Raw genomic sequence first — 22,344 nt, forward strand, 5'->3', positions numbered from 1 at the left:
CCCCTCCCGCCCTGCCGCGCGAGATCCTGCTGCCGGGCCGGGCCGGGCCCGCCGGTCAGCCCGGGGACGACCCTTCGGCGTCCCGCGCGGCGCGTTCGAGTTCGCGTAGCTGATCGATCGTGGCCGCCTGCGCGGGGTCTGCCGGGGTGTCCAGGAACGCGTCGATGATCTCGCGTACCAGCGTCTCGGTCGCCAATCGGTAGCTGAGTACCAGCACGTTCGCGTCGTTCCAGCGCCGTGCGCCCCGGGCCGTCTCCGCGTCGACGCACAGCGCGCCGCGCACGCCTGGCACCTTGTTCACCGCGATCGAAGCGCCGGTGCCGGTGTAGCAGAACAGCACGGCCCTCTCGGCTCGCCCTTCGGCCACCGCGCGGCCCACTTCCCGGGCCACCTGCACCCAGTCGGCGCTTCGGCCCGCCAGCGGCCCGGCGACGAGGACGTCGAGGCCGCGCGCGCCAAGGTGCGCGACCGCCGCGTCCGTGGACGCGGTGCGCTCGTCGCTGCCCACCGCGACCAGTCGCGCGCCGGCGGAGGGCTCGCGGCCCGGGGAGACGGGCGTCCCGCTCTCGGACATTTCGGCTCAGCCTCCTGCGATATCCGTCAGGCGGCCGGACGCGGCTCGCCCTGTCTCCACGGTACTGCGCACGCTCACAGCTGCTGGACCAGCGCGGGATGCCGCGGATCGTCGACGCGCACGACGACATCCGCGCGGATCAGCGGCTGCGCTTCGCGTTCGTATCGCGCGAACGCGGGCAGCGTCCACGCGGTGTCAGGGCCCGTCCTTCGGGCCAGCGCGGCGGCGGACAGCCACAGGTGCACGGTGAACTCGAAGGGCAGGCCCCGTCCGAGCAGCAGCGCGCCGTCCAGCAGCAGCACGCCGCCGGGCGTGAGTCTCGTGTACTCATGGCGGCTGGCGCGGTCCCGTTCGGCGTCCCACAGCGCGGGCAGCACCCGGCCGCTGCCGCCTGGTTCGAGCGGACCGAGCACCTCGCGGACCAGTGCTTTCGTGTCGAGCCAGCCGTCGTAGTAGACGTCCGGGTCGGTGCGGCCGTACTCCAGCCGCAGTGAGGCCGGACGCAAGAAGTCCTCCGCGGACACCCGCAGCGCCGCGCGGCCTCGCACCCGCAGCGGGTCCACCAGGTCGCGGGCGAGGTCGCCCGGGCGCGCGGCCGGCGCCCCGTCGAGCGCCACCCGGACCCATGTCCCCGGGGCGAGCGCCGCGACCTGGTCGGCGAGCCGTTCGACCAGCAGGGCCGGGGAGATCGCGCGTACGTCCACCGACCCATCATCCCGGGCCGGCCGTGTGCCCGGTCCCCGCGGTAGGCGACAATGGCGCCATGACGGTCCAGATCTCGCCCTCGATCCTCAACAGCGACTTCGCCCGGCTCGCCGACGAGGTCGCCTCTGTCTCGCAGGCCGCCGACTGGGTGCACGTGGACGTGATGGACAACCACTTCGTGCCCAACCTCACCCTCGGCCTGCCGGTGGTCGAGGCGCTGCTCAAGGCTTCGCCGTTGCCGCTGGACTGCCACCTGATGATCGAGGACCCCGACCGGTGGGCGCCCGCGTACGCCGAGGCCGGGGCCGGCTCGGTGACCTTCCACGTGGAGGCCGCCGCCGCGCCGATCCGGCTGGCCCGCACGCTGCGCGCGGCCGGCGCCCGGGCGGGAATGGCGCTGCGCCCGGCCACCCCGATCGAGCCCTACGAGGACCTGCTGCCGGAGCTCGACATGGTGCTGATCATGTCGGTAGAGCCGGGGTTCGGCGGGCAGCGGTTCCTCGACGGCGTGCTGCCCAAGGTGCGCCGTGCCCGGCGGGCCATCGAGCGGCGCGGCGGCCAGGTCTGGTTGCAGATGGACGGCGGCGTGTCGACCGAGACGATCGAGCGGTGCGCGGAGGCGGGAGCGGACGTGTTCGTGGCCGGTTCGGCGGTGTATGCGGCGGAAGACCGGGACAAGGCGGTGCGCGGGTTGCGGGCGCTGGCCGAGCGCGCCGCCGGCAAGCCGTCGTGGCAGGACGCGCAGCAGGCCTGACGGGCGGCGCCGAATTGAAGCCGAATCGAAAAGGGACGGCCGCTTTGAAAGGGGACGCAGGAACCGGATCCGCAAGGACACCGCGCCTGCGACCACCGATGCGAGTCCTCGATGAACTGTTCAGCCTGACCGGGCGTACCGCGCTGGTCACCGGCGGCAGTTCGGGCATAGGCGGCGCGATGGCCGAGGCGATCGCGTCGGCCGGGGCGCGCACGGTGCTGCTGGCTCGCGACCGGGAGAAGCTCGCGGCGGCGGCGCGGCGCATACGGCAGCAGGGCGGGCAGGCGGACTGGGTGTCCGCGGACGTGGCCGACCGCGCGCGCCTGGCCGAGGCGGCCGAAGCGGCGGTGCGCCTGGTCGGCGAGATCGACATCCTGGTCAACTGCGCCGGGATCAACCCGCGCCCGCCGCTGGGCGAGCAGAGCCTCGACGACTACGACGGGATCGTGGCGGCCAACCTCACCGGCCCGTTCCAGCTGGGCCAGCGCTTCGGCCCGCGGATGGCCGAGCGCGGCTGGGGGCGGATCATCAACATCGGTTCGCAGCAGAGCGTCTCGGCGTTCGGCGACAGCGGCGTCTACGGGGTCGCGAAAGCCGGTCTGGCCGGACTGACCCGTTCGCAGGCGGAGGCGTGGTCGCCGCGCGGCGTTTGCGTGAACACGGTCGTGCCCGGCTTCGTCGTCACGCCGCTCACCGCGGCCGCCGCTTCCGAGCCGCGGAGGGTCGAGGCGCTCGCCTCGCGCACCATGGCCGGCCGCAACGGGCTGCCGGAGGACTTCCGGGGCGTGGCACTCTTCCTCGCCTCGGACGCCTGCGCGTACGTAACCGGTCAACTGCTGTTCGTGGACGGCGGCTTCTCAGTGCACTGATCGTGCCTGGTCGTGTATCGGTCCTCTTGGACGCTGACCGTAGGACGCGGGCTATCGATGCCGGGCGGATCCGCTGCGTGATTCCCCTTCTGGCTGGGACGCCGCCGCGGCGGCCGCCTGCCGGATCCACAACGCGGCGCCCGCGGCCGCTGCGGCCGCGGCCAACGCCAGCGCGGCCACGATCCGGCCCCAAACCGCCCCGGAGTGCACCGGGGAGCGCGCCGCGAGCAGCACCACCGCGATCGCCGCCGGCGCCGCGAGCGCCGCGGTGCGGTCTCGCAGTTGCCTGACGCCCACCGGTCCGGCCGCGACGGCGTCCACGGCGAGCAGGTACGCCGACAGCAGCACCGCGTCGAGCGCCGTCAACCACACCGGGGGATCGCTGAATCCCGCCACGATCGTGCAGCCGACGGCGAACGCGCTGTTTCGGTGGCGCACCAGCCGGCTGCCGAGCCGGGCCGAGGCGACGATCGGACGGCGCGCCACCGCCGGCGCGGCCCAGATCGCCGCGACCACTGCGGCCGCAAAGCACAGCCAGCCCGCCGGCCCGCGCCCGGCCAGCCGCGTGGGATCGGCGACGGCCGAGACCAGGGCCACGCCGAGCAGCAGTACCGCGCGGTGGGGCGACGCACCGCGGCGGCGGCCCGGCGCGGCGTATTCGTGGTCGTCTTCACGTCCCGATCCGGCCGCGTTCATCGTTGCCTGCCTCGTACCGGGGAGCGCAGCAGCGGAGCCAGCGCCAGATCCAGTTCTCCCGTTCCATCCCAGCTGACCACCGGGATCCCGCGTTCCACCAGGCTGAAGTGCAGCGCCTGACGATCCAGCCGCCACAGCCGCAGCGCGTACCCGGCCGCCTCGTCCTCCGGCTCCGCCCTCGGTTCCCCGGTCGGGATCTCCACCACGACCATCGGGTTGCCGCGCTCGGCGAGGTCGCGCAACAGGTCGAGGATCCGGTCATCCGCCAGTGGCGTGATCGCGTAGACGAGCGCGCCGTGCGGCAGCGCGGGTGCGGGGACGTGGTCGATCACCGGGGTGTGGTAACCGAGGTCGCGGCGCACTTCGAGCACAGTCTCGATGATCCGGTACAGATGGCCGCCGCTTGTCCCCGGCTGGAGCCACCGCAGCCGCCCGCCGACGGACACGATGCCGACGCGGTCGTGGCTGCGCAGGTAGGCGCGGGCGATGCCGGCCGCGGCGCGTACCGAGTCGTCGAGCGTGGAGCGGCCGGTTCCCGGGTCGCGCAGGTCGCCGAACGCGTCGAGCAGCACCACGGCGTCGGTCGCGCGTTCGGCCGCGAAGCTGGTGATCTGGATCGCGCCGCGCCGCGTGGTCGACGGCCAGTGGATGCGCCGCTGCCGCTCTCCCCACGCGTACGGGTGCACGCCGGCGAACTCGAAGCCTTCGCCCGGGTGCCGCGCGGTGTGCTCGCCGAGCCGTTGCGGCAGCCGCGCCGGGACGGGAGACAGGCCGCTTTCGGCGGGCAGCGGGTAGACGTCGACCTCGCCCAGTTCCACGCGCACCGTCCGGCGGGCGAGCCCGCCGAGGTCGTGCAGGTCGATGTCCGCGGTGCCCAGCGTCCAGCGGCCCCAGCGCCGCGCGGCGAACGAGAACGTGACCGAGGGGCCCGACACCTCGACCCCGGTGAGCTCGACGCCGGGACCGGGGGCCAGGCCCGGGTCGATCCAGCCGGCCAGTCCGTCGAAGGCGAGCTCGACCCGCGCCGTGATCGGCTCGCCCTCGAAGCAGCGGCGGACCGGCACGGCGGCCTGCGCGCCGAGCCGGGTCGGCCGGGTGGAGCCCGGCGCGCCGAGCGCGAGCAGCACCGCCGGACCCGCGGCGAGCGCGAGCAGCCACGCCCGGCCGGTGATCAGCGCGAGCGCCGCCGCGGTCAGCGCCACGCTGCTCAGCCGCAGCGCCCGTTCGCTCAGCCGCCAGCGCCGGGTCGGCGCCGTCGGCGGGGCGGCGGGGTCGGCTGAGTACTCCCGGCCGTCGAGCGCGCGGCGAACGGCAGCGGCGGACGCACTGTCCGTTGCCTCGCCGCCGTGCGCGATCACGGCTGCGGGACCGTGCGCGGTGTGGCGACCGAGTCGACGATGCCCTGCACGACGTCGTCGGCGTTGATCCGGCGCACCCACAGCTCCGGCCGCAGGGTGATGCGGTGCGCGAGGGCGGGGACGGCCACGGCCTTGACGTCCTCGGGCGTCACGAAGTCGCGGCCGTCGAGCACGGCCCGGCCCCGGGCCAGCTGCACCAGCGCCAGTCCGCCGCGGGGCGAGGCGCCGACCTGGATCTGCGCGTGCTTCCGCGTCGCGGTGACCAGGCCGATGATGTAGCCGAGCAGGTCGTCGTCCACTTCGACCGCCTCCAGGCTGGCCCGCATCGCCAGCACCTCGGCGGGGTCGGTCAGGGCGCGCAGCACCGCCTCGGGCTCGGCGCGGTCCAGGCGCCTGCGCAGCATCGCGGTCTCGTCCGCGGGCGGCAGATAGCCCATGCGCACCCGCAGCAGGAACCGGTCAAGCTGCGCTTCGGGCAGCGCGTACGTGCCCTCGTACTCGATCGGGTTGTCGGTCGCGATCACCACGAAGGGCCTGGGCAGCGGCCGGGTCGCCCCGTCCACCGACACCTGGCCCTCGGCCATCGCCTCGAGCAGCGCGGCCTGGGTCTTCGGCGGGGTCCTGTTGATCTCGTCGGCCAGCAGCAGGTGGGTGAAGACCGGGCCGGGCCGGAAGAGCATCTCGCCCGAGCGCTGGTCGTAGAACGGCGCGCCGGTCACGTCCGAGGGCAGCAGGTCCGGGGTGAACTGTATTCGGGTGAACTCCAACCCCAGCGCGGTGGCGAAGGACCGGGCCAGCAGCGTCTTGCCGAGCCCGGGCAGGTCCTCGATGAGCACGTGGCCGCCCGCCAGAACCCCGAGCAGCACCAGCTCCAGCGCGGGACGCTTGCCGACCACCGCCCTGGCGACCTCGTCGAGTACCGCGTGCGCGCGCTGCCCGGTCTGCGCCGGCGTCAGGCCCGCGGGCACGGCGACCGGACCCGCGCCACTGCCCGCCGCGTGCGCCGGCTGCGGACCGGCTGCCGTCGCGGCGGATGTCTTCACTGCGTTCTCCAAGGCTTCGTGCTCCTCATCGTCACCCGTTGCTCCCCGCGGGGAGGTCTGCGAGGGCTTTCGGATCGGGCCCGAGCGCGCAATCTCCTTCTCGTGCCCGACACCGTGTAGTCTCAAGAGCTTGGCATCCTGTGGCTGGCTGGCTGTCGTGTCGTTACATCCGGAACCGATCCAGAGGCCTCTCACAGCGTTTCGAGGCGTTGAACGAGCGCCCGCAGGACGACATCCGGCACCGGCGGAGGGTAGTTGGCGCTCTGCGCGCGCCGGTCCAGCGTACGGCGCGGCGGCAGCGGGCCCGAGTACACCGGGCGGCGCGGGTCGATCCACGCGTACACGTCCGCGCCGACCAGGGCCCGGGCGCGCTCGGGCTCGTGATAGAGCGAGACGCCGTGCCGGTCGGCCAGGCGCACCGCGTACAGCCGTTCCAGTCGGGGGCGCAGCACCCGCTCGTAGCCGGCCGCTGATTCGCGCGCCGACTCCACCGCCGTCGCCCATCCCTGCATGCTCGGCTCCCGCTGCTGCACCAGTCGCAGGGGTCTGCGATATGAGCCGTCGATCGCCTCCGCGCCCGCCACGTACCGGGCGACCAGCAGCGCGATGATGACGACCGCGGCCGCGCCCACGGCTGCCGCGCCCGGGCCGCCGGCGACCGCCAGCAACGCCTCGGCCGCGACGGCCATGCCGGCCAGCAGCAGCAAGGCGAGGACAGCCGGGCCGAACCGGTGCCCGCCGGGCTCTCGGCGCACTACGTCCATCAGCTCACCACCCGGGTCTGCGTGTGCGTGTCCGTTCGCGGCGCGTCCCCGCTGCCCGGCTCGGTGCGTTCGGCCAGCGCGTCTGTGACCGAGTCGAGCGCCCGTCGTGCGGTTTCGAGATGGCGCGCGGTCATCGGGTGGGAGGAGAAGCGGGCCTCGCGGAACAGTTCGGTCAGCGTCACGGCGTCCCGGGTGCCCGCGCCGGGCAGTTCGCGGGAGGCGGCGCGGCGCAACAGGTCGAAGGGGCTGTCGGCGCGCTTGCGTGCCACGCCGGCCTGCGCCAGCGATTCCTCCATCGCGGCGTAGCAGGCGATGATCGCGGTGCGCGCGTCCTCCCCGTCGAGCGCGCCGCGGCCGGCCAGCAAAGCGTCGGCCAGCGCCTCGTCCTCGCCGCCGGAGACCGCGGCCGGCGGCGAGGACTGCACCGGTCCGGTCAGCGGCAGCCCGCGAAGCAGCCGCGCGGCGAGCAACACGAGCAGAACCAGCAGTGCGACCCCGATGACGATTGCGAACGCCACCAGGAAACCCGACAGGTCGAAGGAGAAGGAGCGCACCGGGTGCCGGGTCGCGCCGCTGCGGGCCGGGCCCGGGCTCGCGGACCCCGGCAGGAAGGTGGGTGTGGGTGTCGCCTGAAATGGCGGGACGCCTTTGCCGTCGTCCGGCCGGCGCAGCAGGATCAGCGCGAACGGCACGAGGACCGCGCCGGCGAAAAGCACCGCGACGGTGGCCTGGCGCAGCCTGTCCAGAGCGTTCGAGGGCACCTCGGTCGTACGCACGTGGAGCCGGTACTTCGCCGCGGTGACCAGGGCCGCGCCGGCGAAGAGCAGGGCCAGGCCGACGGCGGCCCCGGTGGGCAGGCCGTCGTTGCTGCGCAACGCGGCGCCCGCGGCCGCGCGCACCCCGATCGCCGCGACGCCCAGCGCTAGCACCGTCGCCGCGGCGAGCAGCCTGCCGTCCCGGGGGATCAGCCGTTGATCGCCGCTCCCGCTCCGTCTCACCCGTCCGGTCTCTTCCCTGCCGCCTCTGTTCGGACGCCAGCCTGGCACATCGGCACCGCGGATGTCAGTACGGCGGGTGTTTTCGTCCCGTTCCGGGTGTCAGGGGACCCACAACCTGGCCGCGGTGGCGGTCGCCTCCAGCAGGCCCGAGCCGAGCAGGCCCAGTTCGCCGCGCAGGTCCTTGGGGATCTCCCGGATCCGGCGCGGCAACTGGCGGGCGGCCGCGTGAAAGGAGAGGTCGGGCAGCCGCGCGTTCAGGTCGAGATGCCGTTCCATCAGCTTGATCAGGCCCTGTTTGCGCATGCGGGCCAGCGTCTGGGCCAGCCGCAGCGAGATCAGCCATACCGTCAGATGCCACAGCGGGATGATGACCACCCAGATCATGATGTACGTGTGCGCGGCGTGCTGCACCGTCGGCGCGTAGTGCTTGAGGTCCAGGACATGGGTGACCACACGCGGTTCCCACCGCCATTCCAGGTACACCGGCAGCGCCCACATGGCCAGCGCGACCGAGCTGAGGCCCCAGGGGATCGCGATGTAGATGGTCCAGCGCGCCCAAGTGCCGACCGCCTGGAAACGCTTGCTCATCCGCATGAACGGACAGGGCATCAACACCGAGGCCAGGTTGCCGATCGCGATCGAGGCGATCGGCAGCACCGCCAGTTGCGGCAGGGCGGGTCGCACCCAGGCCGCGCTGTGCCCGAGCCGCACCGTGAGCGCGACGACGATCGCGACGAACAACAGCTCCCACACCGCGAGCAGCAGGTTGCGCGCCAGCAGGATCCGGCCCGGATCGGCCCCGGAGCGCAGCAGGTCCGCGGCCCATCGCGGCTCGGCGGCCAGCTGGTTGGTCAGCGAGCCGTCGGCCACCGCCGTCAGGATGACGGGGACCACCACCGCGTTCATCGGATGGGCCAGGTCCGGCCTGGTGAACGCCAGCAGGAACGCGAAGGTGCCCAAACCGAGCGCCCAGCTGCACAGCAGCCCGTACAACCAGTCGGGGCGGGTTCGCAGGACCCTCGCGAACTCGCTGAAGGCGGTGATCCGCGGCGGTGAGCCGTGCTGCGTGCGCGGCATCTGCTCAGAAGGCTGCGCGGGGCTGGTCGGCTGCGCCGGTGCGGCCTCGATCACCGGCATGGCTGAGAGCGCCGTCTCGTCCGTCAAACCGCCCCCCTTACCCTCCGCGCGATGCCAATACGAACCGTGATCACCCTATGGCTCATTCCCGCAGGCTTCCCCGTGCACGCCCCGGGCGGAATCACTCGTGTGCGGTCACGCGCCCTCGTGCCGTGCACCGATCCTCCGGGCAGAGTTCGCCCGTCGACCGCGCTGCGGTCACCGGGCAGCAAACCCCGCCGGGCACCGTGTTCGATATGCGGGTCGCAGTAGTCACCGAATCGTTCCTGCCGCAGGTGAACGGAGTCACCAACACCGTCGGCCGGATCCTGGAACACCTCGCGGCGCACGGCCACGACGCGTTGGTCGTCGCGCCCCGCCCCGGTCCGTCCGTCTACGCCGGTTTCCCGGTGGTGGCGGTGCCCGGCGTCGGGCTGCCCGGATACCGGGAGTTCAAGCTCGGGCTGCCCACCCGGCGCGTGGAAAGGCTCTTGCGCGAGTTCGGGCCGGACCTGGTGCATCTGGCCTCCCCGATAGCGCTGGGCGCGGCCGGGGCGCGGGCGGCCCGACGGCTCGGCGTGCCGTGTGTCGCGGTCTTCCAGACGGACGTGGCCGGCTTCGCGCGGGCGTACGGCTTCCGCGGCACCGACGCGATGATCTGGAGCTGGATCCGGCACATCCACCGACAGGCCGACATCACACTGGTGCCCTCGCGGGCCAGCTACGAGCAGTTGAGCGCGCAGGGCGTGCCGCGGCTCGCGCTGTGGGCCCGCGGCGTGGACGCCGCCCGGTTCAATCCGGCGCACCGCGACCAGACGCTGCGCGAGTGGCTGCTCGGCGACCGAGAGGTCCTCGTCGGCTACGTCGGCCGGCTCGCCGGGGACAAGCGGGTGCACCTGCTGGCGTGCCTCGCGGACCTGCCGAAGGTGCGGATCGTCGCGGTCGGCGACGGGCCGGCCGCCCCGAGTCTTCGCGCACTGATACCGAGCGCCGCGCTGCCCGGATTCCTCAGCGGACAGGCGCTGTCCGCCGCGTACGCGTCGCTCGACGTGTTCGTGCACACCGGAGCGGACGACACCTTCGGGCAGTGCGTGCAGGAGGCCATGGCCTCGGGCGTGCCGGTGGTCGCGCCCGCGGTCGGCGGCCCGCTGGATCTGGTGCGCCACGAGCACACCGGGCTGCTGTTCGCACCCGACGACACCGACGAACTCAGGCGCCGTGTCGCCGAACTCGTCGCCAGCCCCGCGCTGCGCGCGCGGTACGGCGCGAAAGCACGCGAAGCGGTACTCACCCGGTCCTGGGCTTCGGTATGTGACGAGCTTCTCGGGCACTACAGCCAGGTCCTGACCGGACGACGCCCGCTCGAACACGCCCTGGGCTGAGGAGACCGCGCAGCTCAACGGTCCGGAGCGGTTCGGTTGCGCGTCGCGGATGGCGCGGTTACGCCACGGCAGGTTTCCGCCACCCTCAAGCCCTGTCGTTTCCCGTCGGCGACCGGCAGGGTAAGTGGGGCGCGGCTGATCGGGGGGTCGGCCGCATGCCGCGGACAGCTTCCGCGTGCCGCATCGCCGGACTCAATGGGTGGGCCGGCGGTCCCCTATACGGCGGCGCCCTCCTCGCGTTGGGCGTTGTCGCGATGCCGTTCCGAGTCGCTGCCCGACCCCGCTGCGGCTCGGAACGGCGTTCACCCGCGCCCCGGCTCGGCTCGCCCGCCCGCCCGCTCAGTTCCGGTTTCGCGCGTCCGCTCAGCCGCGCAGCGCCGCGAAGAGCGCGACGACCTGCGGCCCGGCCTTCGCGGGCGATCCGGCGTCGAACGGCGGTTGCGGGTCGTACTCGACGGCGAGCTGGAGGGCCTTGGCCACCTGCTCGCCCGCGGCCAGGGCGGCGAGGGCCAGCGCCATGTCGATGCCGGCGGAGACGCCGGCCGCCGTGACGAGCTTGCCGCGCCGCACGACCCGCTCGGGCGTGTAGCGGGCGCCGAGCTTCTCCAGCGTCTCCACGGCGGCCCAGTGCGTCGTCGCGTCGAGACCGTCCAGCAGCCCGGCGGCGGCGAGTACGAGCGAGCCGGTGCACACCGAGGTCGTCCACCGCGTCGTCTCGTGGATCGCGCGCACCCAGGAGAGCGCCTCCTCGTCGCGTATCAGTGCCCTGGTTCCCGGTCCGCCGGGCACGACCAGGATGTCCGCCGCGTCGACCTCGTCGAGCGTGGCGTCCGCGTGCAGGCCGGCCACGCCGCTGTCGGTGCGCACGACGCCGCGCTCCTTCGCGGCGAAGGTGACCTGGGCGCCCGGCAGCCTTTGCAGCACCTCGTAGGGCCCGATCGCGTCGAGGGCGGTGAAATGGGCGAAGAGCGGAATCACGATTCTCATGCAGCCAGCCTGGTGGCAGCGCCGCGATGGCGGCAAGGTCATGCTTGTGACGGATTCGGCCATCACCGCGGATCGCGCGCCGCCGACCGCTCGCGGAACCTGGCCCGGTAATCTCCCGGGGTCACGTGCACGCTGCGCCGGAACGCTCGATGCATCGTCGCCACGGTCCCGAACCCGGCCACCCGCGCGATCCGGTCCAGCCCGTCCGCGGTCGTCTCAAGCAGCCGCCGCGCGGTCTCCACCCGGACCGCTTCGACGTGCGCTGCCGGGCTGATGCCGGTCTCGGTTCGAAAGACCCGGGCGAAATGCCGCTCGCTCATGCCCACGTGCGCCGCGAGGGTGGTGACCGACAGGTCGGCGTCCGGGTGCTCGGAGATGTACGTCTGCAACCGGCGCAGCGGCTCGCGGGCCGGGCGCTGCGCCGCGAGCTGGGCGGAGAACTGGCTCTGCCCTCCCGGCCGCTGCACGAACACCACCAGTTGCCGGGCGATCGCGCGGGCCAGTGCGCCGCCGTGGTCGGCTTCGACGAGCGCGAGCGCCAGGTCGATGCCCGCGGTGACCCCGGCGGAGGTCCACACCGGACCGTCGTTCACGAAGATCGGCTCCGGGTCGACCGTCACCGCGGGGAACCGCTCGGCCAGTTCGGCGCACGCCTGCCAGTGCGTGGTGGCCCTGCGCCCGTCCAGCAGACCCGCTTGCGCGAGTAGGAACGCACCGGAGCACACGGAGGCGGTACGGCGCGCCTGCGCCGCTGTTCGCGCGATCCACGCGGAGTGTTGACCGTCCTGGGCTGCCACGCGTGTGCCGCGCCCTCCGACCACGATCAGCGTGTCCGTCCCAGTCGTCCCAGTCGTCCCGGTCGCCGCGTCGGCCGTTTCGGCTGCTTCGGGGCGGAACGCGTCCGCGGTCTCGGCGAGCACCGGCAGGCCGCAGCTCGCGGTCACCGGCCCCGGCTCCAGCGCCGTCACCCGCGTCGTGTACGAACCCGGGCGCATCCGCTGCGCCTGTGAGAAGACCTCCAGCGGTCCGGTCAGGTCGAGGATCTGGAAGTCCGGGAAGACCAGGAAGACGATCGTGCGGCCCATGACGCGAGGATACGGCGCGTCGGCTGCCGCCGCGCGGCCACCACGCTTGACACGTATCAGGGTTCAGAGTTTGATGGGCCGGTCCCCGAGGCATGGCAGAATCCGGAGGTCCCCGTGCGCGTTCTCACCTCGCCCCGGCGCTGGTCCCGTCGAACCCTGATTTCGGTCGCCGCCCTGGTCGCGCTCGTCGGCGCGGGCGGCGCGGGCGGCGCGGGCTCGGCCGCGGCCGCGGCCGCCACTTCCTCCGCCACGGCCGGTGCGCCCGGCCCGGCGAGGCCGACCCCGTTCACCCTGCTGAGCCCCGATTTCCGCGACGGCGGCCCGCTGCCGGTGTGGACCGAGTTCGGCGGCCAGTACGCCGCCGAGGCCGGCTGCTACGGCCGCAACCTCGCCCCCGAGCTGAACTGGGTCAACCCGCCCGCCGGCACCCGCAGCTACGCGCTGCTGGTCAACGACATGGACGCGCCGCTGTCCGGCGGCTGGCACCACTGGGTGGTCTACGACATCCCCGGCGCCGCGCACGAGTTGGAGGGCCACGGCGTCATCCAGTACACCCAGGGCTCGACCAGCTGGGACGTCAACGGCATCCCCGTGGTCGGCTGGGGCGGACCCTGCCCGCCGGCCGACGGGCAGACCCACCACTACATCTTCACCCTCTACGCGCTGTCGACCGCGACGCTGCCCGGCGACTCGCTCACCTACGAGCAGGTGCTCGGCGCGATCACCCCGTCCGTGGTCGGATCCACGGTGATCATCGGCACCTTCCGGCTGCCGCTGAGGTAAGCGCCCGCCCGGAAAGCCGCTGACGGCCGGTCGCCGCCTCCCGCGCCCCGGGGGGCGGTCGCCCCGGCGCCCGGTCAGCCCGCCACGCCGAGGCCCAGCCGCTCGCGCTCCGCGTCCACGACCCGCCGGGCCAGCACCGGCTCGGCCAGGTCGCGGGCCCCGGGAGAGGATTCGGCGATCTCGCTGCGCCGCGCGTAGGCGTCGAACAGCTCGGTCTTGGTTTCCAGCAGTTCCAGCATCCGCTCGTCCACGCTGTCGGCCACCAGCAGCCGGTGCACCTGGACCTTGCGCACCTGGCCGAGCCGGTGCGCGCGGGCGATCGCCTGCGTCTCGAGCGTCGGTTTGACCTGGGGTTCGCACAGGATCACCACCGAGGCGGCCTGGATGTTGAGCCCGACGCCGCCGGCCTGGATCTGGCTGACCAGCACCGGGTGCGCGGCGGACTGGGCGAAGCTGTCCACCAGCTCCTGCCGGCGCGGCGCGGGCATCGAGCCGGTCAGCGGCCCCAGGGCCCTCGGGCCCAGCGCCGCGCACACGATGTCGAGCACGTCGCGGAAGTAGGAGAACACCACGACCTTGCGCCCGCAATCGCAGGCCTCGTCGACGATCTCGACCAGGCGCCGCAGTTTCGCCGAGCCCTGCGTGGTCGCGGCGGCGTACGCGGCACGGCGCATCGCCATGAAGTTGCCCTCGTCCACCGCCTGCCGATACGCGGCCGCCTCCTGCGGGCCGAACTCCTCCCACTCGTCCACCCGCGTCATCTCGGGAAGCTCGGCCAGCACGTCCTCCTGGTTGCGGCGCAGATACGCCGGGGCCACGGCGCGGCGGAACGCCTTGGATCCGGCGATCGCGTCGATCCCGTCGACCTCGTCGACCAGACCGGGCTGCAGGTAGCCGACGAGGCTGCGGAACTCCTCGACCTGGTTCTCCATCGGCGTCCCGGTCAGGAACAGCACCCGCTCGATCCGGCGGGTCCAGTCCGCCAGCGCCTTCGAGCGCTGCGTGTGGGGGTTCTTCACGTAATGCGCCTCGTCGACCACGAGCATCGCGATCCTGACCCGCGGCAGGGTGAGCGAGCGCACGGTCTCGAACGTGGTGATGCCGACGCCCCCGGACGCCGCCCAGGCCAGCAGCATCTCGTCGCGGTGCGCGCCGTGCAGCCGATAGGGACGCAGAGTGCTGTGGCCGCGCACCTCCCGCATCCAGTTGATCAGCACGCTGGCCGGGCACACGACCAGGAAGTGCCGCTCGCCCTCGGCGCGCAGGTGCGCGAGCGCGGCGACCGCCTCGACGGTCTTGCCGCAGCCCATCTCGTCGCCGATTATCACCCGGCGTCCGGCCAGGGCGAAGCGCGCCCCGAACTGCTGGTAGCCGCGCAGCGACACCCGCAGATGACGGGTGTCAAGGTGCTGCTTGTCGATCTCGGCGGCCAGGTCCTCGGGGATGAATCCGCGCGCGGCCTGCGCGTCCTCGCGCACCCCCACGATCCGCGCGAGGGTGCCGAAGTACTCGGCGGCGCGCTTCTCGAAGTCGCGGCGGATGGTGGTGGGCCGGGGCCTGCGCGCGTTCAGCCGCCGGGCCGCGGTCTCGATCCGCTTGAGGTCGCGCTGGGTCTCGGGAGCCTCCAGCAGTTGCTCGAGCTCGGCCACGGCGGCGCGCGCGTCCTCGCGCCGGCGCGCGCCGACGAACGTGCGGCGCAGCCTTCCGCGCAGCGGACCGGCCGCGGATATCAGCCGACCGAGTTGGTCGCCGAGCGTGCGGGCCGGTTCGCGCGCGCGGTCGGCGGCGCTCTGCGCGTTCTGCATCCGGTGCAGCGCGGCCAGCAGCGCCGCGCCCTTTTCGTCGTCCGGATCCAGGTCCGTGGAGATCCGGGTGTCCTGCTCGACTCCCTCCGCGATCCGCTGCGCGGCCGCCACGGCCTGCGCCGCGGCCTGCTCGCCGACGCCCGGGATCTGTTCGATGCGCTCGATACCGGCTCTCAGGATCGCCTCGACGTCGGTGAATCCGGCTCGGGTCAGCTTCGCGACGGGTAGGCGCGGCACGATCTGCTTGAGCTCTTCGACGGGCGTGGCGCGCAGGCGGTCGCGCACGGCGGCCGAGTGCAGCGCGGTGTACGCCTCGCGCACGGCCTGCTGCGCGCGCCGGTCGTCTTCCAGCAGGCTGCGTGCCGCCGCGGCGGCAGCGGCGGCACGATGAAGCAGGGATCTTATCGCGGCCGGGCTGCCGGATGCGGGTTTCTGCACGGGCATGCGTTACCCACCGTCGGTCCGGGGAATCAATCGCTGAAGCACGACGGCACGTTACCGACCCGACCGGCGCGGCGGTACCCGGTATGTCTTGCACGGTAGGGACTACCGATCGTCGCGCGGGATTCGCCTACCAGTCAGGTTGATGTCAGCTTTCTGCCGCCAAATGCCCGCTGGGCGCGCCGGTCGGCGCTCTGGACAGCGCGATAACCGGTTAAGCTGAGTCCGTCGGGATCTTGTCGAGGGATCCAGGGCGGGGGAAGGCCATGGCCGATCTGGAATTCCGCGTCCTCGGCCCGGTCGAGCTGCTGAGCGGCGGTCAGCCGGTACCGATGGGCGCGAGCACCGCGGTGACCCTGCTGGCGGGGCTGTTGCTGTCGGCCGACGACGTCGTCTCGGCCGACCGGCTCGGCGAGATCGTCTGGGCGCGGCGCCAGCCGGCCAGACCGCGCGCCGCGCTGCACAGCGCGATCTCGCGGCTGCGCCGCCTGCTCGGCCCGGATGTGCTCGAAAGCCTCCCTGGCGGCTATCGGCTCAACGCGCGCGCCGCACGGTTCGATCTGTCGCTCTCGGATCAGCTCGCTGACACGGCTGCCGCGGCGAGGGCCCGCGGGGCGCTCGATGAGGCCGCCGACGCGCTGCAGGAGGCGCTGGGACTGTGGCGCGGGCGACCGCTCGGCAACGTCGACTCGCCCGTGCTGGCTGACGAGGCGGCGCGGTTGGCCGAGAAGCACCTGGCGCTGCAGGAGGAACGTGCCGAGTTGTTTCTGCGCACCGGGCGGCACGCGCTGCTCGTGGAGGTCCTCCCCGCGCTCGTGCGCGCGGAGCCGTTCCGTGAGCGCCTGGTTGGCCAACTCATGCTCGCGCTCTCCCGCAGTGGCCGTCAGGTGGAGGCGCTGGCCGCGTACGAGAGCCTGGACAGCGCGCTGCGCGAGGGGCTGGGGATAGGACCGAGCGCCTGGCTGCGCGACCTGCACCTGCGGATTCTGCGGCCCGAATCCGTACCCGAATCCGTACTCGGACCCGGACCCGGGCTTGGACCCGTACCCGGACCCGGACCCGAACTCGGACCCGTACCCGGACGCCGACCCGCACTCGAAGCGCAGACACAGTCCGCGCGGCGGCACGCGGACTGCGCCGCGCTGACGACCTGGCGCGGCCTCAGACCGCCGTCGCAGCGCTTGATCGACCGCGGTGAGCAGATCGACGGCCTGGCACGCGCGGTGCTCGATCAGCGCGTGGTGACCCTCGTCGGGGCGGCCGGTGTAGGCAAGACCGCGGTGGCGCTCAACGCGGCCAGCCGGGTCGCCCCCGGGTTCCCCGACGGCGTGACAGTGGTCGAACTCGGCTACCTGCCGCCCATGGAACCGCGGCGCCCGGCCACGGATGAGGGTTACGCGCGCATCGTCGCGGCCGTGTGCGCGGCGCTGGAGGTCCGCGGACCGGGGCAGCCGGCGGCAGCGCTCAAGGAGACGCAGTCGCTGCTCGTCCTGGACAACGCCGAACACGTTGCCGCCGACTGCGGCCGGTTCGTGGACCAGATCACCCGCTCGTGCCCCGGAATTCGTATTCTGACTACCTCGCGACGCCCGTTGGGCCTTGGCGGCGAGGCGGTGGTCGAGTTGCCGCCGCTCGAACCGGCTTCCGCGGCGCGGCTGCTGCGGCTGCGTGCCTCGGGGCACCTGCCGCGCCTCGATCTGAGCACCGACCCGGAGGCGGTGGCCGAGTTGTGCCGGGCGGTGGAAGGCCTTCCGCTCGCGGTGGAGTTGGCGGCCGCGCGGCTGCGCACGATGTCGCTGCGGACGCTGCTGCGGCGCGTCGGCTGGCAGCGGGGGCTGTTGGTCGCGCCGAACGGCGCCGGGCTGCCGCACCAGCGCGGGCTCGACTCGACGCTGGAGTGGAGCTACGACCTGCTGACCCGGCCGGCGCAGCGGTTGCTCGGCGCGCTGGCCGCCTTCGACGGGCCGTTCACCCTGGAGGAGGCCGAGCGCGCGGTCGCGTGCACGCCGCCGACCTGGCAGGAGGTGGCCGGACTGCTCGGCGGCCTGGTGGACCACAGCCTTGTGCAGACCCAGCGCCACGGCGAGCGCTATTCCTATCGGCTGCTCACTCCGGTGCGCCGGTTCGTGCTCGGCCGCACCGCCCGCTGCGGTGCGGGAGTTCTGACAGAGCTCTGGCAGGGCAACGGCAGCGCCGCCTGATCTCCTGAAGCGCAAGGGATCAGCCCACGCTTCCGCGGCGCCGACCGCCGGGCAGGACTGATCGAGCAGATCCACCGGGCGAGAGGTTCGCAGTGCGCTTCGGAACCACGCACGTCAGAACACTGACCGAACAAGAACCGAACACGAACGCGCCGCGTCCGCGGCGCCGGCTGCCTGCCCTGATCGCCGGTTCGGCGATCCTCCTGCAGGCCATGGCGTTCGCCGGAGCCGCACACGCGGCCTCCGGCATCTCCGGCGACGGCGGCAAGGCCCCCGGCGACCCGAACATAGCCGTCGGGCGCAGCGACATCGTCGAGGTCGTCAACTCGCAGATCGCGATGTGGGCCAAGACGAACACGTCCGCACCGCTGCTGAGCGAGAGCGTGCAGGCGTTCCTCGGCACCGCGGCCGGCGCGAACAACTGCGGCGACACCGAGATCCAGTACCTTCCGGTGAACCAGCGCTGGGTGTTCACCTGCACCAACGGGACGAACGGTGCCGCGGACTACGGAGTCTCGGTCGCGATTTCGCAGACCTCTGACCCCACGGGCGCCTGGTACCGCTGGATCGGGCAGGCGCAGACCGGCATGCCGTTCCTCGACGCGCCGAAGCCGCTGGCCACCACGGACAAACTCATGGTTTACGGCGGCCCGGACACCGGCGATTCGGACGTGCTGTACGTCTATCCCCTGGCCGATGCCTTGTCCGGAACGCTCGACGCCCCAGTATCGCCGACGATCCCGAACGGCTCGCAGCGGCGCTTCACCCACAAGGCCGCGGTGTATCAGAACTCCGCGAGCGTGACGGCGGACGGCTACTTCGTCGGCAACGGCTGCTCCGACCTCGGCTGCGGGTTCGACGTGCTGAAGGTCTCCGGAACCGCCGCCGCCCCGACGGTGACCGCGACCTTCGCGGGCGCCGACACCGCACCCGCGCTGCCCTCCGCGAACCCGGTCATCCCCGGCGGCACCGCGGACGCCCAGTTGTTCGGCACCGGTGTCATCAATGCCGTGATGGAGAGCCGCACGAGCGACGGGCACCAGGTGATGGCCTTCTCAGGCCAGCAGGGCTGTGCCTCCTACGCGACCCGGTACTGCACGTACCGTGACGTGTACGACTTGACCAACGGCCAATTGACGCAGAGCTCTTCTGGTCAGCCTGCGGTCGAGGACCACCTGCTCGGCTCGGTCGGCGTCGACGCGGCCGGCAACCTCTACGACTCCTACCTGTACTCGAACTCCGCGACGGAACCCTCGGCGGGCGCGGCCGGCCCCACCTGGTACGCCAGCATGGCGCAGTCCGACGCGACATCAGGAACCAGCGGCGAGCGGTACGGCGACTACTACGACGCCGTGCAGGACCCGTCGGACGGCACGAAGATGTGGTTCGTCTCGGCCTATCAGACCGGCTCCGACGAGTTCGGCTGGAGCACGTCATTCGGCTGCGGCACGGCCGCCGGCTACGGTTGCGCGGCCCCCGTGACCACCGGCCCGAAGTCACAGTACCTTGATACTTCCGCCGCGCCGCAGGTGACCGGCATCCAGCCGGTCGTGCAACTGGTCAACACCGCCGCGGCATCGGTGAGCCTGTCCCATGTCAGGGTCCGGTACTGGTTCACCCACGACAACGGGGCCACAACGTATGCGGCGACCTGCGATTACGCCGTGATCGGCTGCGCGAACGTCACGGAGAACGTGGTGAACCTGAGCGCGCCGCTCAACGAGGCCGACGCATACCTCGAAGTCGGATTCACCTCCGGCGCCGGAACCCTCAACGCCGGGGCATCCACCGGACAGATCCAGCTTCGCTTCAACAAGACCGACTGGAGCAGCTTCACCCAGACCAACGACTTCAGCTACGGAACGAACAGCGCCTTCCAGGACTCGCCGCACATCACCGTCTACGTCGACGGGACGCTCGTCTGGGGCGTCGAACCGTCCTGATCGCACCGCTGCGCGAACGCCGCCGGGAACCACGAGGGCTGATTCCTCGCCCGGCGGCGGCCGGCGTGGACCGTGACGTGAGTCAGGTCGCCGGCGGCGCGTCGGCGCGCTCGCGGGTGAAGTAGTCGAGCAGGAAGCAGACTGTGGCGGCCAGGCCCCACGCCGCGAAGATCCAGTAGGCCGTCATCGGTCCGTGTACGGTCGATGAGATGCCCCAGGCATGACGGCCACGAAGGCCGAACCGGCGAACGCCGAGGCCACCCCGCCGCGGCTGCCGTACAGGCTCGCGCCGCCTACCAGCAAAGCGGCGATCACCTCTCCCTCCTGGAGAGCCGCGTCCCCTGTCGCAGTGACCCCTTGCAGATTGATCGCCGTCAGAATCCCCGCGATGCCGGAGAGCAGCGCGGCGCAGGCGTAGAGTCCGATCCATGCGCGCCGCCTCGCGAAGCCGGTGCGCTGCTTGGCGCCCGTCGCAAGCGAGATCAGGCCGACGATCGCGCAGACCACGAGCGCGATGATCGCGACGGCCGGAAGGCCGCCTGCATTCTCCTGCTCCAGCCGGGCGAACTCACCTTTCGTGGACACCGAAATGACTCCCTGGGTTCCGATGACCACGGCGGAGATCACGGTCGTGCTCAGGAACACCCCACGGAGACGGCAAGTGCGGCCGGTGCGGTGAGTGACGCCGACAGCAGCCCGTTGACCACGGCGAAGACGACGATCACGACCGCGAGCGAGAGGGCCACCGCGTATCCGAACGGCACACCGTGCCTGGCGTTCCAGTACACCGCCAGTGTCCCCACCAGACCTGAGACGCCGATCAAGGCCGGTTCGAGGCGATGGACGCGCAACAAGAGCATTTGCGAGAGCGTCAGCAACAGCAGCGGCGCGAACGCGCCGCGAGCGAGATCGTCGATGTCGCGGATGTTCAGGAAGCCCGGCGTGGCGTGATCAAACGCGAAAGCCGCCACCAGGGTGCACACGGCGGCGGCCGCGATCCAGCCCGAGTCAGTCTCCAAGGAACGCCAGCGCATCTGATCCCCCAGTCGAGCCCACCTTGTTGAGGTTGATCGTCCCACGGCACGCGGTGGTCGTCCGGCGTTTGAAGAGAAACGCAGGGTACTTCGGCACCGGAAGGTCGCAGGTCACGTACGGACGGGACGCGTACGGACGGGACGCGTGAGGATGCGTTCGCCGGCCGCTTCAGCGGAAGTCGCGTCCGCGCAGGTTGCCGGGTTGGGCGGCGACGCGCAGCGGGGCGAGGCGTCCGGCGACGATGTTGAGGGCGCCGCCGCGGCCGTCGGAGCGTTCCAGATGACCGGTGATGCGCAGGGCGCCGTGGGCCAGGCCGACGCGCTGGTATTTCGCCCAGACGGCGGGCGAGCAGACGATGTTGACCAGCCCGGTCTCGTCCTCCAGCGACAGGAAGCAGACACCGCCCGCGGTGGGCGGCCGTTGGCGGTGGGTGACGATCCCGGCGACGCGTACCAGGCGCCGGTCCGGCAGGTCATCGAGGTCGGCGATACGGGTGTGGTCGGTGGCGTCGAGTTCGGCGCGCACGTGGGCGATGGGGTGGGAGTCAGGACTGGTGCCGGTGGCCCACAGGTCGGCGAAGGTCTGTTCCACCGCGGTCATCGGGGGCAGGGCGGGGGCGCGCTCGGCGCCTGACGTGCCGGGCAGATGGGCCTCGGTGGTCCCGGCCAGCGAGCCGGCCCGCCACAGGGCTTCGCGGCGGGTGAGACCGAAGCAGCCGAACGCGCCGGCGGTGGCCAGGGCTTCGAGTGCGGCGCGTGGCAGGGCGGTGCGGCGCACGAAGTCCTCCAGGCCGCGGTACGGGCCGTGTTCGTCGCGTTCGGCGGCGGCGCGTTCGGCCGCCTTCGCGCCGAGGTCGCGCACGGAGGCGAAGCCGAGACGGATCGCGGGCTGGGGGTGCGGCGAGGAGTGCGGATGGGTGCGCCGATACGCCGCGGTCTCCTGCGGGGTGGGCGGTTCGAGGGCGGCCTTGTACCGGGACGCGTTGGCGTCGACGCCGCGTATGGCCACGTCGTGCCGCCGGGCGTCGCTGATGAGCGAAGCGGGGCTGTAGAAACCCATGGGCTGGTTGTTGAGCAGAGCGGTGGTGAACGCGGCCGGGTAGTACCGCTTCAAGTACGAGCTCGCATAAACGAGGTACGCGAACGATATCGAGTGCGATTCCGGGAAGCCGTAGGAGCTGAACGCTTCGAGCTTGTTGTAGATGTCCTCGGCCAGCTCCCCGGTGATCTTGTTGGCGGCCATCCCGGACATCAGGCGCCGGCGCAGGGCGAGCATCTTCTCGGTGGATCGCTTGGAGCCCATGGCCCGGCGCAGCTGGTCGGCCTCGGCGGCGGAGAAGTTCGCCGCGGCGATGGCCATCTGCATCACCTGCTCCTGGAACAGCGGCACGCCCAGGGTGCGGGAGAGGGCCTTCTCCAGCAGTTCGTGCGGCGCGGTCGGCTTCTCGTCTCCGCGGCGGCGGCGCAGGTAGGGGTGCACGGCCCCGCCCTGGATCGGGCCGGGCCGGATCAGGGCGACCTCGACCACCAGGTCGTAGAACTCGCGCGGCTTGAGTCTGGGCAGGGTCGCCATCTGCGCCCTTCACTAGTCAAGCCCAGTGTCGGGATTGAGACTGTCGGTTTAGATCAGTCGTTGGGGCTAGGGCCGTTGTGCGGACCTTTGGGGAAATGATTGGCGTGTGCGGGACTCACGCCTGCTGCTCGACGGTAGATGCCGGAAGTGAACCCCATGTCGGCCTACGCCGCCGAGGCCCGGCTCCTGGTCACCATGCTGCGTCAGCACTGGAGCACCCAGTTAAGGCACTG

General features: G+C 72.3%; 20 protein-coding genes. 6 read left to right on the plus strand and 14 right to left on the minus strand.

The features are described from left to right. Positions 1–55: 55 nt before the first annotated feature. Positions 56–574: an RpiB/LacA/LacB family sugar-phosphate isomerase gene (locus KGA66_RS13515; RefSeq protein ID WP_211468365.1), complete on the minus strand. Its 519-nt coding sequence runs from the start codon at positions 572–574 to the stop codon at positions 56–58. A gap of 74 nt (positions 575–648) precedes the next feature. Next, positions 649–1,278, minus strand: coding sequence for a nucleoside/nucleotide kinase family protein (locus tag KGA66_RS13520; protein ID WP_211468367.1), 630 nt, complete (start codon positions 1,276–1,278; stop codon positions 649–651). Between the two features lie 59 nt (positions 1,279–1,337). Here KGA66_RS13520 and rpe point away from each other — a divergent pair, with 59 nt between their 5' ends. Beyond that, positions 1,338–2,033, plus strand: coding sequence for a ribulose-phosphate 3-epimerase (rpe, locus tag KGA66_RS13525; RefSeq protein WP_211468369.1), 696 nt, complete (start codon positions 1,338–1,340; stop codon positions 2,031–2,033). 98 nt (positions 2,034–2,131) lie between these two features. Continuing rightward, the gene (locus KGA66_RS13530) at positions 2,132–2,902 is read left to right on the plus strand and encodes an SDR family NAD(P)-dependent oxidoreductase (RefSeq protein ID WP_211468371.1); all 771 of its coding nucleotides are present in this window, start codon (positions 2,132–2,134) and stop codon (positions 2,900–2,902) included. 51 nt (positions 2,903–2,953) lie between these two features. Here KGA66_RS13530 and KGA66_RS13535 read toward each other — a convergent pair whose 3' ends face one another. The 6 genes from KGA66_RS13535 to KGA66_RS13555 all read right to left on the minus strand — a co-directional run bounded on the left by KGA66_RS13535 (position 2,954) and on the right by KGA66_RS13555 (position 8,925). Beyond that, positions 2,954–3,598 carry a hypothetical protein gene (locus KGA66_RS13535; RefSeq protein ID WP_211468373.1) on the minus strand — a complete coding sequence of 215 codons (645 nt, stop codon included), beginning with the start codon at positions 3,596–3,598 and terminating at the stop codon, positions 2,954–2,956. Then, complete coding sequence (locus KGA66_RS31585; protein WP_211468375.1) at positions 3,595–4,956, minus strand: DUF58 domain-containing protein; 1,362 nt, start codon at positions 4,954–4,956, stop codon at positions 3,595–3,597. Before KGA66_RS31585 ends, KGA66_RS13535 begins: the two co-directional genes overlap by 4 nt. After that, the gene (locus KGA66_RS13545) at positions 4,953–5,924 is read right to left on the minus strand and encodes an AAA family ATPase (protein ID WP_369015870.1); all 972 of its coding nucleotides are present in this window, start codon (positions 5,922–5,924) and stop codon (positions 4,953–4,955) included. The genes KGA66_RS31585 and KGA66_RS13545 overlap by 4 nt, the downstream gene beginning before the upstream one ends. 266 nt (positions 5,925–6,190) lie before the next feature. Then, the gene (locus tag KGA66_RS30090; RefSeq protein ID WP_246507736.1) at positions 6,191–6,763 is read right to left on the minus strand and encodes a hypothetical protein; all 573 of its coding nucleotides are present in this window, start codon (positions 6,761–6,763) and stop codon (positions 6,191–6,193) included. Beyond that, positions 6,763–7,761 (minus strand): DUF4129 domain-containing protein, encoded by a 999-nt coding sequence (locus KGA66_RS31590; RefSeq protein ID WP_211468379.1) that lies wholly within the window; start codon positions 7,759–7,761, stop codon positions 6,763–6,765. Before KGA66_RS31590 ends, KGA66_RS30090 begins: the two co-directional genes overlap by 1 nt. A gap of 99 nt (positions 7,762–7,860) precedes the next feature. Beyond that, entirely contained in the window at positions 7,861–8,925 is a 1,065-nt protein-coding gene (locus KGA66_RS13555; protein ID WP_211468381.1) for a hypothetical protein, read from the minus strand. 209 nt (positions 8,926–9,134) lie between these two features. Here KGA66_RS13555 and KGA66_RS13560 point away from each other — a divergent pair, with 209 nt between their 5' ends. After that, positions 9,135–10,259 carry a glycosyltransferase family 4 protein gene (locus KGA66_RS13560; protein WP_211468383.1) on the plus strand — a complete coding sequence of 375 codons (1,125 nt, stop codon included), beginning with the start codon at positions 9,135–9,137 and terminating at the stop codon, positions 10,257–10,259. Positions 10,260–10,622: 363 nt separating this feature from the next. Here KGA66_RS13560 and KGA66_RS13565 read toward each other — a convergent pair whose 3' ends face one another. After that, positions 10,623–11,246 (minus strand): DJ-1/PfpI family protein, encoded by a 624-nt coding sequence (locus KGA66_RS13565; protein ID WP_211468385.1) that lies wholly within the window; start codon positions 11,244–11,246, stop codon positions 10,623–10,625. A gap of 62 nt (positions 11,247–11,308) precedes the next feature. Next, positions 11,309–12,331, minus strand: a complete 1,023-nt coding sequence (locus KGA66_RS13570) for a GlxA family transcriptional regulator (RefSeq protein ID WP_211468387.1) — start codon at positions 12,329–12,331, stop codon at positions 11,309–11,311. Between the two features lie 114 nt (positions 12,332–12,445). Here KGA66_RS13570 and KGA66_RS30100 point away from each other — a divergent pair, with 114 nt between their 5' ends. Beyond that, complete coding sequence (locus KGA66_RS30100) at positions 12,446–13,114, plus strand: YbhB/YbcL family Raf kinase inhibitor-like protein (protein ID WP_211468389.1); 669 nt, start codon at positions 12,446–12,448, stop codon at positions 13,112–13,114. 74 nt (positions 13,115–13,188) lie between these two features. Here KGA66_RS30100 and KGA66_RS13580 read toward each other — a convergent pair whose 3' ends face one another. Continuing rightward, positions 13,189–15,363 (minus strand): DEAD/DEAH box helicase, encoded by a 2,175-nt coding sequence (locus KGA66_RS13580; protein WP_211468391.1) that lies wholly within the window; start codon positions 15,361–15,363, stop codon positions 13,189–13,191. Between the two features lie 263 nt (positions 15,364–15,626). On the opposite strand from KGA66_RS13580, the gene KGA66_RS30995 reads away from it, so the two are divergent. Continuing rightward, complete coding sequence (locus tag KGA66_RS30995) at positions 15,627–17,561, plus strand: AfsR/SARP family transcriptional regulator (protein WP_211468393.1); 1,935 nt, start codon at positions 15,627–15,629, stop codon at positions 17,559–17,561. Between the two features lie 92 nt (positions 17,562–17,653). Next, positions 17,654–19,504, plus strand: a complete 1,851-nt coding sequence (locus tag KGA66_RS31595) for a cellulose binding domain-containing protein (RefSeq protein ID WP_211468395.1) — start codon at positions 17,654–17,656, stop codon at positions 19,502–19,504. Positions 19,505–19,687: 183 nt separating this feature from the next. On the opposite strand, the gene KGA66_RS13595 is transcribed toward KGA66_RS31595, so the two are convergent. From KGA66_RS13595 to KGA66_RS13605, 3 genes are all read right to left on the minus strand, one after another. After that, complete coding sequence (locus tag KGA66_RS13595) at positions 19,688–20,131, minus strand: ABC transporter permease (RefSeq protein ID WP_211468397.1); 444 nt, start codon at positions 20,129–20,131, stop codon at positions 19,688–19,690. An 8-nt stretch (positions 20,132–20,139) separates the two neighbouring features. Continuing rightward, a complete protein-coding gene (locus KGA66_RS13600) occupies positions 20,140–20,475 on the minus strand; it encodes a hypothetical protein (protein ID WP_211468398.1) in 336 nt (111 codons plus the stop codon). A gap of 232 nt (positions 20,476–20,707) precedes the next feature. Then, positions 20,708–22,111 carry a helix-hairpin-helix domain-containing protein gene (locus KGA66_RS13605; RefSeq protein ID WP_211468400.1) on the minus strand — a complete coding sequence of 468 codons (1,404 nt, stop codon included), beginning with the start codon at positions 22,109–22,111 and terminating at the stop codon, positions 20,708–20,710. Positions 22,112–22,344 lie beyond the last annotated feature (233 nt).

Source organism: Actinocrinis puniceicyclus (assembly GCF_018283645.1).
GTDB lineage: Bacteria > Actinomycetota > Actinomycetes > Streptomycetales > Catenulisporaceae > Actinocrinis > Actinocrinis puniceicyclus.